The sequence below is a fragment of the Smaragdicoccus niigatensis DSM 44881 = NBRC 103563 genome (assembly GCF_000380645.1).
Lineage (GTDB): Bacteria > Actinomycetota > Actinomycetes > Mycobacteriales > Mycobacteriaceae > Smaragdicoccus > Smaragdicoccus niigatensis.
Window position 1 is genome coordinate 628,357 of the sequence record NZ_AQXZ01000017.1, and the last position, 15,749, is coordinate 644,105.

Below are 15,749 nucleotides of genomic sequence, written 5' to 3' on the forward strand. Positions count from 1 at the left end.
GTGAGCCGCATGTGGCTGACCGTTGTACTTCTGCATCTGGTCGGCCTCGGCGGACTGCTCGTGTTGGAAAGGCCGGGCGCGCTCGGGATCGGGCTCGGGCTGACCGCGTACACGCTTGGCCTGCGGCACGCGTTCGACGCCGACCACATCGCCGCGATCGACAACGCCACGCGACGCCTCGTGCGCCCGACCGTCAAGCCCGTATCGGTCGGAATGTGGTTCGCGCTCGGGCATTCGACGGTTGTGGTCATTCTTGTGGCGCTGACTGCGATCGGGGTTGGGGCGACTGACGTCATCGACCCGGATTCGCCGTTGCAGCGCGCCGCGGGCATGTTGGGGCCAACCGTCTCCGGGGTCTTTCTGGTGGTCATCGGACTACTCAACCTCGCTTCGCTCGTCCGCATCCTTCGAGCGCGATCGGACGCTGAACTTCTCGATCGCGAGCTGGATTCGAGAGGGTTCTTGAACCGTGTCCTTCGTCCGCTCATGAATGTCGTCCGGAAGCCGTGGCACATGTATCCCGTCGGATTCCTGTTCGGCCTGGGTTTCGACACTGTGACGGAAATCGGCTTGTTGGCCACCGCCGGCACTGCGGCCGGCAAAGGATTGCCGTGGTATTCGATCCTGGTCTTGCCGATCTTGTTCTCGGCCGGGATGGTGCTTTTCGACGTCTTGGACAGTTCGTTGATGGCCCGCGTCTACGGCTCGGCGTTCGCGAGGCCGGGTCGAAAGCTCACTTACAACGTGGCCGTCACTGGACTGTCAGTGGCAGTTGCGCTCGTGATCGGTGTTCAGGAAATCGTCTCGGTCGTCGGGCCGCTCGGCTGGACGACGCACATCGATTTCGGCGAGTCGGGAGTCCTCATCGCTGCGCTATTCGCGGCCACCTGGATTCTCACCCTCGCCATTCAACCCATGAGAAAGGAATTGAAATGAAGGCAACCATAAGTGCCGGTCCGCTGACCGGACTGCGGGTCCTGGAGTTGGCCGGGATCGGCCCGGGTCCGCATGCGGCTCTTTTGCTGGCAGATCTCGGTGCCGATGTCGTGCGCGTGCAGCGACCCGGCCAGCTGGTGGGTTCGCCCGACCGCCCGCAGTCGCGCGGACGCACGATCGTTGAGGCCAACCTCAAGGACTCGGCTGATCTTGAGAGAGTGCGCGACCTGATCGACAAGGCCGACGTTGTCATCGAGGGCTATCGGCCCGGTGTCGCGGAGCGGATGGGCCTGGGCCCGGACGAATGTCTGGCCCGCAATCCGCGACTCGTCTACGGCCGGATGACCGGGTGGGGTCAATATGGGCCGATGGCGGACCGTGCCGGCCACGACATCAACTACATTTCGATGACCGGGACCCTGCACGCCATGGGTCGAAAGGGGGAGCGACCGGTAGCTCCGTTGAACCTCGTAGGCGACTTCGGCGGCGGCTCGATGTTCCTGGTTTTCGGCATTATGTCCGCGCTATTCGAGCGGCAGAATTCCGGCCAGGGACAGGTTGTCGACGCGGCGATGGTCGACGGCACGGTCGCGCTGTCCCATCTGATCTGGGGCATGCGTGGAACGGGATTCTGGTCCGACGAACGTGGGGTCAATCTGCTTGACGGTGGAATGGCGTTTTACGACACATACGAGACGTCCGACGGAAAGTACATGGCCGTCGGCGCGATCGAACCGCAGTTCTACGCTCAGTTGCTCAGCGGGTTGGGCATCAATCCGGACGGACTGCCTGCCCAATACGATCCGGCGGGTCAGCCGCACCTCGCCAAGCTGTTTACCGAGGCATTCGCCGCCAGAACACGCGACGAGTGGACGGAAGTCTTTCGGGGGACCGACGCCTGTGTGACGCCCGTCCTCACGTTCGCCGAAGCCATCGTGGACGAACACCTGGTGGCTCGCGAGTCTGTTGTCGCGATCGACAACATCCCTCAGCACGCGCCCGCGCCACGATTTTCGCGAACTCCGCCAAACGTGCCGACTCCGCCGCCGACCAAGGCGGCGGCCTTCGAGGACGTGTGGACTCGGACTCCTGAGTCAGCGAGCAACTCATGACGAAGGCTCTACTGTCCCGCGCCGCACGCACAGTCAACCGTGTCGTCGACGAAGCGACGTACGCCAAGTTGGCCGCCGAGGCCGGCCTGCTTACACCGCAACGGCCGGACAAACTCGTGAGAATGATCGCGGCCGTTCGTCGCAGCGGTGTCATCGGCGCGATACCCACGATTGGCGCAATACGCTACGGCGACCGGGCGGCGATCATCGACGAGCTCGGGACGGTGACGTTCCGCGAGCTCGACGACCGCACAAACGCGATCGCAAATGCGTGGCGCAGCAATGGGTTCCAGCCGGGTGAGGGAGTTGCAGTCCTGGCCCGCAACCACCGCGGTTTTCACTATGCCGTCTTCGCCGCGGCCAAGTGCGGAGCGCGGATCGTGCTGCTGAACACCGACTTTGCCGGGCCGCAGCTGCGTGAAGTGGCAGCGCGCGAGGGTGCGGACCTGCTGGTATTCGATGACGAATACTCCGACATCCTCGTCGGTGTCGAAACTCGTCGCGGCCGATTCCGGGCCTGGACCGATACGCCGTGCGAGGACTCGCTTGCGGCACTGATCGCGAGCGGATCGTCTGCAGCGCCGCCACCGGCCACAATGGAGCCGAAACTCATCCTTCTCACCAGCGGCACGTCAGGTACTCCGAAGGGTGCACCGCGGAGCGAGCCAAAGTCTCTCGCGCCGTTTGGCGCCGTGTTGAGCAAGGTTCCGTTTCGCACCGAGGAAGTCACCGAGTGCCCGGCGCCGTTGTTTCATACCCTCGGTTTCGCGCACGTCATGCTGGCTGCAATTCTCGGCTCCACGTTGGTGATTCGCCGTCGCTTCGACCCGCAGCAGACACTCGACAGTCTTTCCGAGCACGGCGCCACCGCCATGGTCCTGGTACCGGTCATGCTCGGGCGCATCGTCGATCTCGGTCCTGACGCGCGCGCTGGACGCGACCTGAGCAGGCTGCGGATCGTGTGGGCGGCCGGTTCACACTTGGGTGCCGACCTGTGCAAGCGGGCGACCGATGCGCTAGGCCCCGTCGTGTACAACATGTACGGCTCGACCGAGGTCGGGTACGCGACGATTGCTACCCCGGCCGACCTGGCCGCCGAGCCTTCCTGTGTTGGGGGTGTTGTTCGCAGCGCTGTGGTGAAGATCTACGACGACAGCGGCAAGGAGGTTCCACCCGGCGCCATCGGACGCATCTTCGTCGGCAACTCCCTCCAGTTCGAGGGCTACACCGGGGGCGGTGACAAGGACCGAATCAATGGGTTGATGGCCTCTGGCGATGTCGGTCACTTCGACTCGGCCGGAAGACTTTTCATCGACGGGCGCGATGACGACATGATCGTGTCCGGTGGTGAGAACGTCTTCCCCGGGGAGGTCGAAGAGTTGCTCGCTGCGCTTCCGTCGATCGAAGAAGTCAGCGCGTTCGGCGTTGACGACGAGCAGTACGGCCAGCGCCTCCGGGTTGTCGTGGTTGTCCGGAACGGTCATGCGGTCACGGCTGCGGACGTCAAGGACCACGTCAAGTCGAACCTCGCTCGGTACAAGGTCCCGCGCGACGTGCTGTTCATCGACAAATTGCCCCGCAACCCGACGGGAAAGGTGCTCAAGCGCGAGTTGCGCAGGCTCTGATCGGATTTTCGGCGTCCTGACGAGAGCGTCACCTGTTCAATTTTTAATTTAATATCGATTAAACTTTGCGCATCTTCATCGAGGAGTGGACCACCGTGGATTCTTCAGCGTTCGACCTGACCCCTGTCCAACAGGACATTCGTGCGAGGGCACGACTATTCGGTGAAAAGTGGGCGCCAAGGGCGGCCGAGATCGACCGTGCCGATTCGGCGCCGATCGCCGAGATGGTCCAGCATTCCGTCGAGTTGGGACTCGCCGGACTCACGATCCCCACCCAATACGGTGGGCGGGGACTGACCGCAATCGAGTTCTCGCTTGCGGTCGAGGAAGCCTGTCGCGCGATGAAATCGTGGATGGCCGGAGACATCCTGTTTGCTACGACGTGCACCGGACCGTCGGTCATCATGATCTCCGACAACAAGGCGGCGCACGAGCGCTACCTGCCGATGATCGCGTCGGGGGAGAAGACTGCCGCGATCGCACTGTCCGAGCCTAAGCACGGCTCGGCCGTCACCGACATCGAAACTTCGGCCTACCTCGACGGCGATGAGCTCGTCATCAATGGCGAGAAGCGGTTCATCACGGGTGCACCGGACTACGACGTATACGTCACCTTCGTGCGACTCAATGGCACGCCGGGTATGAAGGGCATCGGCGCGGTGGTCATCGAAAAGGGCACTCCAGGATTCACCCTCGGCGAGGGGCCGGAATACATGGGCTCACGTGGCTCGTCGCACGGAGAGTTGTACTTCAAGGACTGCCGCATTCCTGCGTCGAACCTGCTACTCGGGGAGGGGTCCTTCCCCACGCTGATGCAAGCGTTCAACATGGAACGCCTCTACATCGCATCGATGTGCCTGGGCCTGGCCCAAGGAGCGTTCGATGAAGCGGTCGCCTACTCCCATGAGCGCGAGCAATTTGGTCAGCCGATCAACGAATTCCAAGCCGTCTATCACCTCATTGCGGAGATGTGGACACAGATCGAGTCTGTCCGCTACCTCACCTACAAGGCGGCCTTGACCGCCGCAAACGGCAAGTTTCCTAACGCCCTCGACGTCTCGGTCGCCAAGCTCCATGCGGCGGACATGGCTCGCGATGTGTGTTGGAAGGCGATGCAAGTGCTCGGCGGAAATGGGCTGGTGACGGGCTTCCCGCCGGAGCGTTGCTTCCGCGACGTCATTGTCTCCTCGATCGCTGGCGGCACGATCCAGGTGCTCAAGAACACGATCGCGGCTCAGTTGCTCGGCAAGCGGCTCAACCAGCGGCGTTAGTCGGCACTACCTGTCGTGTCCCGTCAGTCCAGCCGCCAACGGGGCTAGGAAGGCCCGTGCGTATTCGCGAACCGCGCGCGGGTCATCGAGATCGACAACGCTTTGCTGGTTCACCAGAAACGAATGCGTCAGTCGTGCAGCAGTCTCGGCAAGTTGTTGCTTCAGTTCTGCGGGGACATGATCGGCCACAACGCGGTCGAGTCGAGCTGTCACGAATTGCCGGCCGATGTCGATCATGGACGCTTCATGCGCTGCGAGATAGGGCATCAGCTCGTCGGAATCGCCGGTCAGCACGCCCGCGAGCAAAGGATTGCGCCTACCGAAGCTGACCACGAAAGCGAATCCCTCGACCGCGATATCTGCGACGTCGGGCAAATGCTGCGTGGCGCGGTCGAATTCGACGAGGAACCGAGACAGCTGCTGCATCAGTGCCGCTTGGATCAGCTCGGGTCTCGAAGGGAAGTACCGGTACACCCCGGATCGCGCCAGGCCGGCGGCGAGCGCCACATGTTCCATCGACGTCTGACGGACTCCGCGCGCGGCGAATTCGCTGATCGCGGCATCGACGATTCGTTCGCGAGTCAGATCTGTGGCCTGATCCCGAATTCGCCACCGATCGCCATCGGATTCGCTGGGGTCTGTTGCGGTCATCACACAGTGAATCATATCGGCGCCAGGCCTAGCGTAGGACATTCGGAGGGCGTACTGTCCTACGAACCGGATCGAGTTCGATTTGTAACGACGATCCATCGCAATGACGCGAAGGGGGCATTTTGCTCACGACACTTTCCCGGCGGCTTCAAACTGCCGGCGCTTCACTCTCGAAGCTTTACCCACAACGCTCCACGCCTCTGGCAACGCCGCCTCCTGGCAGTGACCTCATCCCCGTGATGGGGTCGTACGGACCGCCGCTGATCGGGTACAGCCTGAATGCTCTCGTTGACCCTCTCGGCTTCTCCCGCGAGTTGTTCCAACGAGAGGGTGATATCGCGTGGTTCGGCGTCTTGGGACGCAAGGTCGTTGGCTTTGGCAGTCCCGAGCTCACGGAGCAGTTGCTGCTGGATCGCAACCATGATTTCTCGGCCAAAGGCGGTTACGGATTCCTGATCGGCCCGTTCTTCAAAGATGGCCTGCTGCTGCGTGATTTCGACGATCACATCTACCATCGCCGGATCATGCAGAAGGCCTTCACCCGGCCACGCCTCGAGGGGTACCTCGCACTGGCGAATCCGCGCATCGAACAAGCGGTACGCAACTGGCAACCAAACGCCTCCTTTAACGTGTTTCCTGAGGTCAAGACGGTCTTGCTTGACATCGCTGCCGAAGTATTCATGGGCACGGAACTCGGGCCCGAGGCCACCCGTCTGAAAGACGCGTTCGAGGATGCGGTCCACGGCGGGCAGGCGATGATCCGCGCTGATGTCCCTGGCGGCATCTGGGCGCGTGGACTGGCGGGCAGGCGACTGCTTGAGAAGTACTTCCGCCGCGACATGCCGGCAAAGCGGGCGGGAACTGGAACCGACCTGTTCAGCGCGCTGTGTCACATCCAGAGCGACGAGGGCCACACCTTCACGGACGACGACGTCGTCGACCACATGATCTTCCTGATGATGGCCGCACATGACACGACGACCGTCACCACGACCATGGTTCTCTACCACCTTGCGAAGTACCCCGAGTGGCAAGACCGTCTGCGGGCGGAGTCTCAGGCTCTTGGCAAACAAACGTTGGACTTCGACGATCTCAGCCAGCTGCCGAGCCTGGAGCTGGTGTTCAAGGAGACCCTGCGCCTCTACGCGCCGGTTGGACAGCACGCTCGGCAAGCGGTCCGCGACACCGAGATCGGTGGCCGGTTCATTCCCAAGGGGACGATTGTGATCGCCAGTCCGTACGCCGGGATGCGAATGGCACCGTGGATCGACCCGGACGAGTTCGACCCCGAACGGTTTACCGAAGAGCGCCACGAGGATGACGCGCATCGCTTTGCCTGGGCTCCGTTCGGTGGCGGCGCTCACAAGTGCATCGGCCAGTACTTCGGCGGATTGCAAGTCAAGTCGATCGTCCACCAGTTGCTCCTGGACTTCCGAGTGAGTATTGCCGACGGCTACGAACCGGAACTCGGCTGGGCGACGGGACCAACTCCCATCGACGGCATGCCCGTCCGCCTGGAGCGGCTCGAGTCGTGAAAATCACGGTTGATCAGCGCCTTTGTGACGCCCACGCGATGTGTGTTGCGCTCGTTCCCAGCGTTTTTGGGTTGCGCGCAGACGGTAATGCCGAGGTGCTCGTCGATGACGTTCCGTCGGAACTGGTCGATGAGGTCTACCTCGCGATCGACAGTTGTCCCCTCCGGGCGATCCTCATCGCCGACTGAACTGAAGTCACTACTTCCCTTCCAAGGCAGGTCCCATGTACGAGTGGAATGAAACCGAGCAGTTCGTCGAGGCGGCAGTTCGCGACTTCGTCGATGCTGAGATCCGGCCGCACATCGATGCGCTTGAAGACGGCACGATGTCGCCATACCCATTGCTGCGCAAGCTCTTTGCCACGTTTGGTATCGACGCAATGGCGCGTGAATCCGTCGAGAAGATGCTTGCGAAGCAAGCCGACCGCGAGGCGGGAAAGCAGGCGGAGCGGACGAAGTCATCAGGCGGTGGAGACGCCATGGCCGCACAGCAAGCCATGATGCTGATCATGACCAAGGAACTGACGAAAGTCAGCATGGGACTGTGCTCCATCATGGGTGTCAGCATCGGGCTTGGCGCCTCGACGATCATGGCGCGAGGCACGCTGGCTCAGAAGAAGCGCTGGCTGCCTGAGCTGGTCACGCTCGAGAAGATCGCCGCATGGGCATTGACCGAGCCGGACTCGGGATCGGACGCGTTCGGCGGAATGAAGACCTCCGTTCGCCGCGACGGCGCGGACTACATCCTCAACGGACAGAAGACGTTCATCACGAACGGCCCTGATGCGGACGTCATCGTCGTGTACGCCAAGCTCGATGAGGGCGACGGCGCGGACAAGCGGCGTCGCAAGGTGCTGACTTTCGTCCTCGACAGCGGTATGCAAGGCCTCACGCAGGGCAAGCGGTTCAAGAAGATGGGCATCAACTCGTCGCCGACCGGTGAACTGTTCTTCGACAACGTCCGTCTCACTCCGGACCGGCTTCTCGGCGAGACCGAGAACCATGGCCAGGGCGATGGGCGTGAGAGCGCGAAATCTGGGTTTGTGCAGGAACGCGTCGGGCTTGCCGTACTCAGCCTCGGCGTCATCGAGGAGTGCTTGCGCGTCTCGCTGGACTACGCGAAGAAGCGCGAACTGTGGGGCAAGCCGATCTCTGACTTCCAGCTGATCCAGCTCAAGCTCGCGAAGATGGAAGTCGCCCGCGTCAACGTGCAGAACATGCTTTTCAAGGTGCTTGCCATGCAGAAGGACGGCAAGACGCCGTCGCTGGCTGAAGCGTCCGCGATGAAGTGGTACGCCTCCGAAGCGGCAACCGACGTGGCGATGGACGCGGTCCAGCTATTTGGCGGTAACGGCTACATGCGGGAGTACCGCGTCGAGCAGTTGGCGCGAGACGCCAAGTCGCTCATGATTTACGCCGGCGCGAACGAAGTGCAGATCACGCACGTCGCCAAGGGTCTGTTAAGAGCCTGACATGCATATTCCCACAGAAACTTTCGAGCGACTGGTCGGACTGGTCGCGATATCGGACCGCTCCGTGCGCGACGCGCAATCCGTGACCGAGGTATTCACCGGCGATGAACTCGGCCGTGTCCCCGTGGGCACCGCGGATGACGTTGTGACCGCTGTCGCCAAAGCCCGCGCGGCACAGGCGCAATGGGCGTCGCGGCCGGTGGCCGATCGCGCCGCCGTCCTCGACCGCTTCAGCACATTGGTGCTGAAGCGGGCCGATCACGTCATGGATGTGTTGCAAGCCGAGACCGGCAAGGCCCGCGGGATCGCGCAGACCGAGGTCATCGATGTTGCGTCGAACGCCCGGTACTACGCTGTTCAAGCACCAAAACTGTTGGCTCCACGAGGCGTTGATCCGTTGCTGCCGGTGTTGACGAAGACGGTCGTCCGCTATCAGCCCAAGGGCATCGTCGGCGTCATCGGGCCGTGGAATTATCCGATCTCGCTGACGATCGGCGATGCGCTACCGGCCCTGGTCGCGGGCAATGCGGTGATCATCAAGCCCGATTCGAATACCCCGTTCTCGGTGCTCGCCTGCGCGGAGCTCCTCTTCGAGGCGGGCCTGCCGCGGGATCTGCTCGCGGTGGTCCCCGGTCCCGGGTCGGTCGTGGGCTCGGCGATCGTCGAGAGCTGTGACTTTCTGATGTTCACTGGGTCGACCGCGACCGGTCGCCACCTCGCCGAGCAGTGCGGGCGGCGGCTCATCGGATTCTCCGCCGAACTGGGCGGAAAGAACCCCATGATCGTGACCGCGGGTGCGAACCTGGACCGGGCCGCGCGGGTCGCTGCGCACGCATGCTTCGACAATGCCGGACAGCTATGCCTGTCGATCGAGCGGATCTACGTCGAGGAAAGCGTCTCGTCTGCGTTCCTGGACCGGTTCGTCGAACAGACCCAGGCAATTCGGGTCGCGCCGGATTACGACTTCAGCGCGACCATGGGAAGTCTCATCTCAACGCAACACCTGGAGACTGTGGACGCGCACGTTGCCGACGCTCGGGCGAAGGGCGCGACCGTGGTGACTGGTGGTCGGGCACGACCCGACCTGGGCCCGTCATTCTTTGAACCGACGATCCTCACCGGTGTCACCGAGGAGATGGCGTGCTTCGCGGGCGAGACCTTCGGCCCGGTGGTATCGGTGTATCCGGTGGCCGACGTGGACGAGGCGATCCGTCGGGCGAATGCGACCGAATATGGCTTGAACGCAAGTGTTTTCGCGGGTTCCGCCCGTGCGGGCGAGGATATCGCGGCCCGGCTCAGAGCCGGCACGGTCAACGTCGATGACGGTTACAGTGTCGCGTTCGGGAGCCTGGCGGCGCCGATGGGCGGCATGGGTGTCTCTGGTCTTGGCCGGAGGCACGGTCCCGAAGGGCTGCTCAAGTACTGCGAGAGCCAAACGGTGGGCACGGCATACACCGAAATAGACAGCCCACTTGGTTTGCCGGCAGACCTCGCTCGCCACGTCCGAACTCCCATCATCCGGCTGCTGCGCGTGCTGCCCGGCCGCTAACCCTCGACAGGACTCGTCTCATGACCCCCACGCTCGCCGGCAAAACGATCATCATGTCCGGTGGAAGCCGCGGAATCGGACTCGCGATTGCGCTCCGAGCCGCCGCCGACGGCGCCAATGTCGCCATGATCGCGAAGACAGATCAGCCGCATCCCACTCTGCCGGGAACCGTGCACACCTCCGCGGCAGAAATCGAGGCTGCGGGCGGTCAGGCGCTTGCGTTCGTGGGTGACGTCCGCGACGACGACTCTGTCGCTGCGGCGGTCGCGGCGACGGTGGAACGATTCGGCGGAATCGACATCGTGCTCAACAACGCGAGCGCGATCGATCTGACTCCGGCCGAACACCAGTCGATGAAGCGTTACGACCTGATGCAGGACATCAACTGCCGGGGCAGCTTCCTGTTGTCGAAAACGGCGATCCCATACCTGCGAAAGTCGGCCGACGCTGGCGGCAACCCGCACATTCTCACGCTCTCTCCGCCCCTGAACCTCGATCCGAAATGGGCTGGCAACCATCTCGCCTACACGATCGCGAAGTACGGGATGAGCCTGACGACGCTTGGTCTGTCCTACGAACTCAAGGCTGTGCGAATCGGCGTCAATTCACTCTGGCCACGAACAACGATCGCGACCGCTGCGATTGCGATGGTCGGTGGCGATTTCATGCTGAACTCGTCACGCAAGCCCACGATCATGGCCGATGCCGCCTACGCGATCCTCACCTCGCCTGCCGATTCGACAACCGGCAATTTCTTCATCGACGACGAAATCCTCGCCGCGCACGGGATCACCGATCTCTCGGGCTATCGAAACAGCGAGGCCGGCAGTGATGCGGACCTGGCGACCGACATCTTCCTGGACTGATGACATGAGCAAAAAGGATCTCACTGGCCGCGTCGTCGCGATCACCGGCGGTGCCCGAGGAATCGGGGCCGCAACTGCACGGGCATTCGTCGAGCGCGGCGCTTCGGTATGCATCGGAGATATCGACGCTGTCGGTGCAGTGGCGCTGGCGAAATCGATCGGCGACGCGGCCCACGGCGTACGCCTCGACGTCACCGACTCCGCGTCCTTCGCCGCATTCCTGGCAGCCGCAGAATCGCATTTCGGCGGACTGGACGTGTTGATCAACAACGCAGGCATCATGCCCACCGGGGACTTCGTGTCCCAAGCGCCGACGGAATCGGACGCTGTCGTGGATATCAACCTGCGCGGTGTGATCATCGGGTCGCGGCTTGCTGGGCAGCGTTTCGCCGAGCAGCGTAATGGCCACATCGTCAACGTTGCGTCGATCGCTGGGCTTACGGCATGTCCGGGGGCGGCGGTCTATTCCGCGACGAAGTTTGCGGTTGTGGGGCTCGGGCAGGCCTTGGCGCAAGAACTGGAGCCGCAGGGCATCACGGTGACGACGATCGCGCCGGGGTTCGTGAATACCGAGCTCATTGCCGGCCTCGCGCCGAGTTGGTTCGTCAGGCATTTCGGCTTCGTCGAGCCCGAAAACATCTCGCAGGCGATCGTAGGAGCTGTCACCAGTGGCGACAGCGGACTGCGCGTAGTCCCGCGGTTGGCTGGAACGTTTGCGCTCGCGTTGCATCCCGCACCTGAACGGCTACAATGGCTCGCCGCCCGGATCATGGGCCTCGACACGGTCATGCGGCATAGCGATTCCGCGGCACGGGCTAAGTACGACGCACGCATTCACAATGTGCTCTGAAGGGTTGTCACAAAGTCCGCGAGATCGACGTTGAACCGGTGTGGTCGCTCGATCTGCGGGCAATGCCCGGTGTCGGGATAGACGACCAGTTGAGAGTTCGGCAATGACCGCGCATAGCGATGCGCGTTGCGGACCGGCTGCAGTCGGTCGTCGGCACCCCACACCACCAACGTGGGACACGAAATACGTTTCATCAGCTGTCGGTTCTCGTGGCGCACGCATGCCTGTACCCCGACGTAAGCGCCTGGTGCACCGAGTCCTTGCTGAATCTGTGTCAGGAGCTGATCGGGGACTCGACTCGGGTCGGCGAACACCATGCGCATCGACAATTGAGAAAGCGCCTTCACTCCGAGCCGTTGAACCCTCGTCCAGCAGGGGTGCAGCGTGGGATCGAAGAGCGCTCGGCTGACGGCTGCGCCGATCGGATGCCGAATCAGCATCGTGGGAAACACTATGCGGCGACTCATTCCGATCGCCGTCACCAGCCCCAGCCCACGGACCCGCTGCGGTGCGATGAGTGCGATTTCGGTCGCGATGAGCCCGCCCATGGAATTGCCGACGAAGACCGCACTTTCGATACCGAGCCGATCACAAACCTGCAGGACGAGCTCGGCATAGTGGGGGATTGTCACCGGCGGGACAGGAGGTCCCGAGTTGCCGAAGCCGGGCAGGTCCAAGGCAATTGTGCGGTGCGTCTGCGCGAAGATCGGGATCTGGAACGCCCAGCTGTGCCATGACATTTGCCAGCCGTGCACGAAAACGATCGCCGGGCCGGCGCCCACGTCAACAACGTTGACTCGGTGGGCGCCGACCTCGACGATCGATTCAGCTGTGTTCAAAGCGTGTCGCCGCGCCACGGCAAGAACGCTGGAATGTCGTCCGGGACCTTGCCGGTGAACTCCGGCGCCCGCTTCTGAAGGAATGACAACATCCCCTCGATCGTGTCGTCTTGCTCGAGCATGCCGGCGATCAGCTTCGAATCGATCCGCTGAACGGCGTAGGGCGATTCCAGCGACGACAGCCGGTACAGCATCTGCCGGATGACCGCGACCGACACCGGCGCTGACTTCGTGATGAGTTCGCGGGCCAGATTGTAGGCCGCGTCGAGGACAGTGCCCGGCTCGTGCAGGCTGTGCACGAGCCCCTTGTTCAGGGCTTCGTCGGCTCCGAAAACTCGCCCGCTGACCATCCAGTCGAGCGCCGCGCCGAGTCCGACGAGCTTGGGCAGGAACCACACCGACGCACCTTCGGGATAGATCCCGCGCTGCGCGAAGACAAACCCGAAGCGCGAGGTCGTGGCCGCCAGCCGATAGTCCGCGGGGAGCACGATCGTGGACCCCGCTCCGATAGCCGCGCCCTCGATAGCCGTGATGACCGGCTTGTTCATCTCGAAGATGCGCATCGAACACCGACCCGCGGGCTCGTTCCAGTCCTCGCCGTCGCCCCAGTTTTCGCCGCCTTCCAAGCCGCCCGCCAGATCGGCACCGACACAGAAGTTGCTGCCGGTGCCGGTCAACACGACGACCCGCACTTCGGGATCACCGTCCGCGCGGTCGAAAGCCGAGTTCAGCTCGTCGGACATCGGAATGGTGTATCCATTCCGGGCCTCAGGCCGGTTCAGACTGATCGTTGCGATGCGGTCGGCGACCTCGTAGGTGATCGTCGTGTACGTCATGGCAGGCGATTCGCGATGTCGTCAATCTCCCACATGCCGTCGGTTTCAATCGTTTTCACGTCGTGCCAGCCGCCGAGCTCGGAGATGGCCCCGCCCGTGACCGAGAAGACCTTGCCGGTCAGCGGGCACTTCTCGGTCGCCAGGTACGCCACGAGCGGCGCGATGTTCGCCGGACTGAAACCGTCGAATTCACCTTCCTCGACGGCCGCGCCGAGGATTGCGCCCATGCCGGGGGTTGCCACGGTGAGCCGTGTACGAGCCATTGGCGCAATGGCATTGACTCGCACGCCGTAGCGCTCGAGCTCGTCTGCGGCGACCAGGGTCAACGCAGCGATGCCCGCCTTCGCGGCCCCGTAGTTCGCCTGGCCGGCGTTCGGCACGGTGACACCCGACGCCGACGCGGTGTTGATGACCGAGGCGAGTGGTGTCTTGCCCGCTTTGACCTGGTCCTTCCAGTACGCCGCGGCGTGCCGGAGGACGTTGAAGTGGCCCTTCAGGTGAACGGCCACCACCGAATCCCACTGAGATTCCTCCAGACCGGCGATGAATCCATCGCGGAGGATGCCGGCGTTGTTCACCACGATGTCCAGGTGTCCGAACTCCGAAATCGCCTGGTCGACGAGGCCTTTCGCGCCGTCCCAGGTGGCGATGTTGGCGGTGTTGGCGACCGCCCGACCACCTGCGGCGACGATTTCGTTGACGACGGCCTGGGCCGGACCGGTGTCAGTGCCCTCGCCCGCGTTGCTTCCGCCGAGGTCGTTGACGACGACCGCGGCGCCCTCCCGGGAGAACAGCAACGCGTGCTCGCGCCCGATTCCGCGGCCCGCCCCGGTGATGACGGCGACCCGTCCTTCAAGTGCTCCCATGGTGATCTCCTCTAGTCCGCGATGACCGCGAGACCGTCCTTGATGACGACGTCTTCGCCGACCGTCGTTTCGAATTGGTAGGTGGTGAAGCCGCCTTCGCTGCCCACGAGCCAGATCGTGGTTTCCATGTCTTGACCGGGCAGGACGGGCTTGGCGAAGCGAACCGCGAATCGGGTGAGCCGGGTGACGTCCGAATGGGCAACCTCAGTGAGTACCGCCCACGACGCGAACGCCATCGTGCACAAGCCGTGGTTGATGATCCCGGGGAGTCCGACGTCGCGTGCGACGTCAGCATCGACGTGAATCGGGTTGGGGTCGCCGGACGGCCCGGCGTACCGGAACGTTTGGTCGTCGTCGATGTGTTGGGCCACCTTGGCAACCGGTGCGACAGACCGCAATGATTCGTCGAACTTGTGCGTCGGGCCCAATGAACCGACGGTGCGGCCGGCATTGATCCCGCGGACGAAGACCGTCACGTACTGCTCGTTGACCAGGTTGCCTGCCTCGTCCCGGCATTCGATGAGGGCGGCGGCCGCGGTGCCGTTCTCGAGTCCGTCGTAACCCAACATCTGGGCTCGAGAAGACAGCGTCTGTCCCGGTGTGATCGGCCGGTGGAAGTGGAAGTCCTGCTCACCGTGAACGATCCGCGGAATCGCCTGGATCGGCAGCACTTCGAAGGCCGGTTCCATCATCGCCTCGAAAACCGGGACGATCGCGAACACCGGCGATGCGAGGTCGCCACTCCGGTGGGCCGGCACCGGATCGTTGGTAGCCGCGGCATACTCGGCGACCCGCTCTCGGGCTACCTCGAATGCCGTTGGCTCGGTCCAGGTGCCGACCGCATCGTCGTTGAATACGTACTCGTCAGACATGGTGACAGTCAGGCCGTCTGGACCGCGAGTGCATTGAGGGCCTCGACCGACTTCTCGAGCTCACGCAATCCGTCTTTCTCGACGGCCTTGCCGAGTGCGCCCTTGATTAGCGCGCCGTCGAAGTCGACAGACACAGTGAAGTTGGTTCCCTCGCCCTTGGGCTCGATTGCGAACGTCGAGGTGATCTTGACCCCGGCCATCCCGGTACCGGTCACGACGAGCGCGGTCGGGGCGTTGATTTCGGCCACCGTCCATTCGAGCTTGTTGGCCATGCCGAGCATGACGATCTTGTCCACAAGCTTGGCGCCCACGGTGAGCGTGACGGGCGGCTCTTCCATCCACTTCTCGTGGATGGTGAACCAGTCGCCCCAGGTCTGGGGGTTCGCGACCACGGCCCAGATCGCTTCGGGGCTGGCCGCGAGGTCCTTGCTAGCTTCGATGTGTCCCATTTTTCTTGTTCCTTTTCTTGT

Annotated in this window: 16 protein-coding genes; 10 read left to right on the top strand and 6 right to left on the bottom strand. The window is 63.1% G+C overall.

The window, feature by feature from the left end; all coding sequences use genetic code 11:
- The first annotated feature begins 9 nt into the window (after nucleotides 1–9).
- The 4 genes from F600_RS28625 to F600_RS0115900 all read left to right on the top strand — a co-directional run bounded on the left by F600_RS28625 (nucleotide 10) and on the right by F600_RS0115900 (nucleotide 4,944).
- Nucleotides 10–936: a HoxN/HupN/NixA family nickel/cobalt transporter gene (locus tag F600_RS28625; RefSeq protein ID WP_081628887.1), complete on the top strand. Its 927-nt coding sequence runs from the start codon at nucleotides 10–12 to the stop codon at nucleotides 934–936.
- A complete protein-coding gene (locus tag F600_RS0115890) occupies nucleotides 927–2,048 on the top strand; it encodes a CaiB/BaiF CoA transferase family protein (protein WP_370670692.1) in 1,122 nt (373 codons plus the stop codon). The genes F600_RS28625 and F600_RS0115890 overlap by 10 nt, the downstream gene beginning before the upstream one ends.
- A complete protein-coding gene (locus F600_RS0115895) occupies nucleotides 2,045–3,673 on the top strand; it encodes an acyl-CoA synthetase (RefSeq protein WP_018161618.1) in 1,629 nt (542 codons plus the stop codon). The genes F600_RS0115890 and F600_RS0115895 overlap by 4 nt, the downstream gene beginning before the upstream one ends.
- A 95-nt stretch (nucleotides 3,674–3,768) precedes the next feature.
- Nucleotides 3,769–4,944: an acyl-CoA dehydrogenase family protein gene (locus F600_RS0115900; RefSeq protein ID WP_026306590.1), complete on the top strand. Its 1,176-nt coding sequence runs from the start codon at nucleotides 3,769–3,771 to the stop codon at nucleotides 4,942–4,944.
- 6 nt (nucleotides 4,945–4,950) lie between these two features.
- Here F600_RS0115900 and F600_RS0115905 read toward each other — a convergent pair whose 3' ends face one another.
- On the bottom strand, nucleotides 4,951–5,595 hold the full coding sequence (locus F600_RS0115905; RefSeq protein ID WP_169798394.1) for a TetR/AcrR family transcriptional regulator: 645 nt from the start codon (nucleotides 5,593–5,595) through the stop codon (nucleotides 4,951–4,953).
- 239 nt (nucleotides 5,596–5,834) lie between these two features.
- Here F600_RS0115905 and F600_RS0115910 point away from each other — a divergent pair, with 239 nt between their 5' ends.
- The 6 genes from F600_RS0115910 to F600_RS0115935 are packed head-to-tail and all read left to right on the top strand — an operon-like array spanning nucleotide 5,835 to nucleotide 11,866.
- Entirely contained in the window at nucleotides 5,835–7,130 is a 1,296-nt protein-coding gene (locus F600_RS0115910; protein WP_018161621.1) for a cytochrome P450, read from the top strand.
- Nucleotides 7,127–7,318: a ferredoxin gene (locus F600_RS0115915; protein WP_018161622.1), complete on the top strand. Its 192-nt coding sequence runs from the start codon at nucleotides 7,127–7,129 to the stop codon at nucleotides 7,316–7,318. The genes F600_RS0115910 and F600_RS0115915 overlap by 4 nt, the downstream gene beginning before the upstream one ends.
- A gap of 35 nt (nucleotides 7,319–7,353) precedes the next feature.
- A complete protein-coding gene (locus F600_RS0115920) occupies nucleotides 7,354–8,601 on the top strand; it encodes an acyl-CoA dehydrogenase family protein (RefSeq protein WP_018161623.1) in 1,248 nt (415 codons plus the stop codon).
- 1 nt (nucleotide 8,602) lies between these two features.
- Nucleotides 8,603–10,150: a succinic semialdehyde dehydrogenase gene (locus F600_RS0115925; RefSeq protein WP_018161624.1), complete on the top strand. Its 1,548-nt coding sequence runs from the start codon at nucleotides 8,603–8,605 to the stop codon at nucleotides 10,148–10,150.
- Nucleotides 10,151–10,170: 20 nt separating this feature from the next.
- On the top strand, nucleotides 10,171–11,016 hold the full coding sequence (locus F600_RS0115930; protein WP_018161625.1) for an SDR family oxidoreductase: 846 nt from the start codon (nucleotides 10,171–10,173) through the stop codon (nucleotides 11,014–11,016).
- Nucleotides 11,017–11,020: 4 nt separating this feature from the next.
- Entirely contained in the window at nucleotides 11,021–11,866 is an 846-nt protein-coding gene (locus F600_RS0115935) for an SDR family NAD(P)-dependent oxidoreductase (RefSeq protein ID WP_018161626.1), read from the top strand.
- Here F600_RS0115935 and F600_RS0115940 read toward each other — a convergent pair.
- From F600_RS0115940 to F600_RS0115960, 5 genes are read right to left on the bottom strand one after another with little or no spacing between them, the layout of a single operon-like run.
- The gene (locus F600_RS0115940; RefSeq protein WP_156024613.1) at nucleotides 11,851–12,705 is read right to left on the bottom strand and encodes an alpha/beta fold hydrolase; all 855 of its coding nucleotides are present in this window, start codon (nucleotides 12,703–12,705) and stop codon (nucleotides 11,851–11,853) included. The genes F600_RS0115935 and F600_RS0115940 overlap by 16 nt on opposite strands.
- Nucleotides 12,702–13,541: an enoyl-CoA hydratase-related protein gene (locus F600_RS0115945; RefSeq protein WP_018161628.1), complete on the bottom strand. Its 840-nt coding sequence runs from the start codon at nucleotides 13,539–13,541 to the stop codon at nucleotides 12,702–12,704. Before F600_RS0115945 ends, F600_RS0115940 begins: the two co-directional genes overlap by 4 nt.
- Nucleotides 13,538–14,407 (bottom strand): SDR family oxidoreductase, encoded by an 870-nt coding sequence (locus tag F600_RS0115950; RefSeq protein ID WP_018161629.1) that lies wholly within the window; start codon nucleotides 14,405–14,407, stop codon nucleotides 13,538–13,540. Before F600_RS0115950 ends, F600_RS0115945 begins: the two co-directional genes overlap by 4 nt.
- 11 nt (nucleotides 14,408–14,418) lie before the next feature.
- On the bottom strand, nucleotides 14,419–15,279 hold the full coding sequence (locus F600_RS0115955; RefSeq protein ID WP_018161630.1) for a MaoC/PaaZ C-terminal domain-containing protein: 861 nt from the start codon (nucleotides 15,277–15,279) through the stop codon (nucleotides 14,419–14,421).
- A gap of 8 nt (nucleotides 15,280–15,287) precedes the next feature.
- Complete coding sequence (locus F600_RS0115960) at nucleotides 15,288–15,728, bottom strand: type II toxin-antitoxin system Rv0910 family toxin (RefSeq protein WP_018161631.1); 441 nt, start codon at nucleotides 15,726–15,728, stop codon at nucleotides 15,288–15,290.
- Between the last annotated feature and the right edge of the window lie 21 nt (nucleotides 15,729–15,749).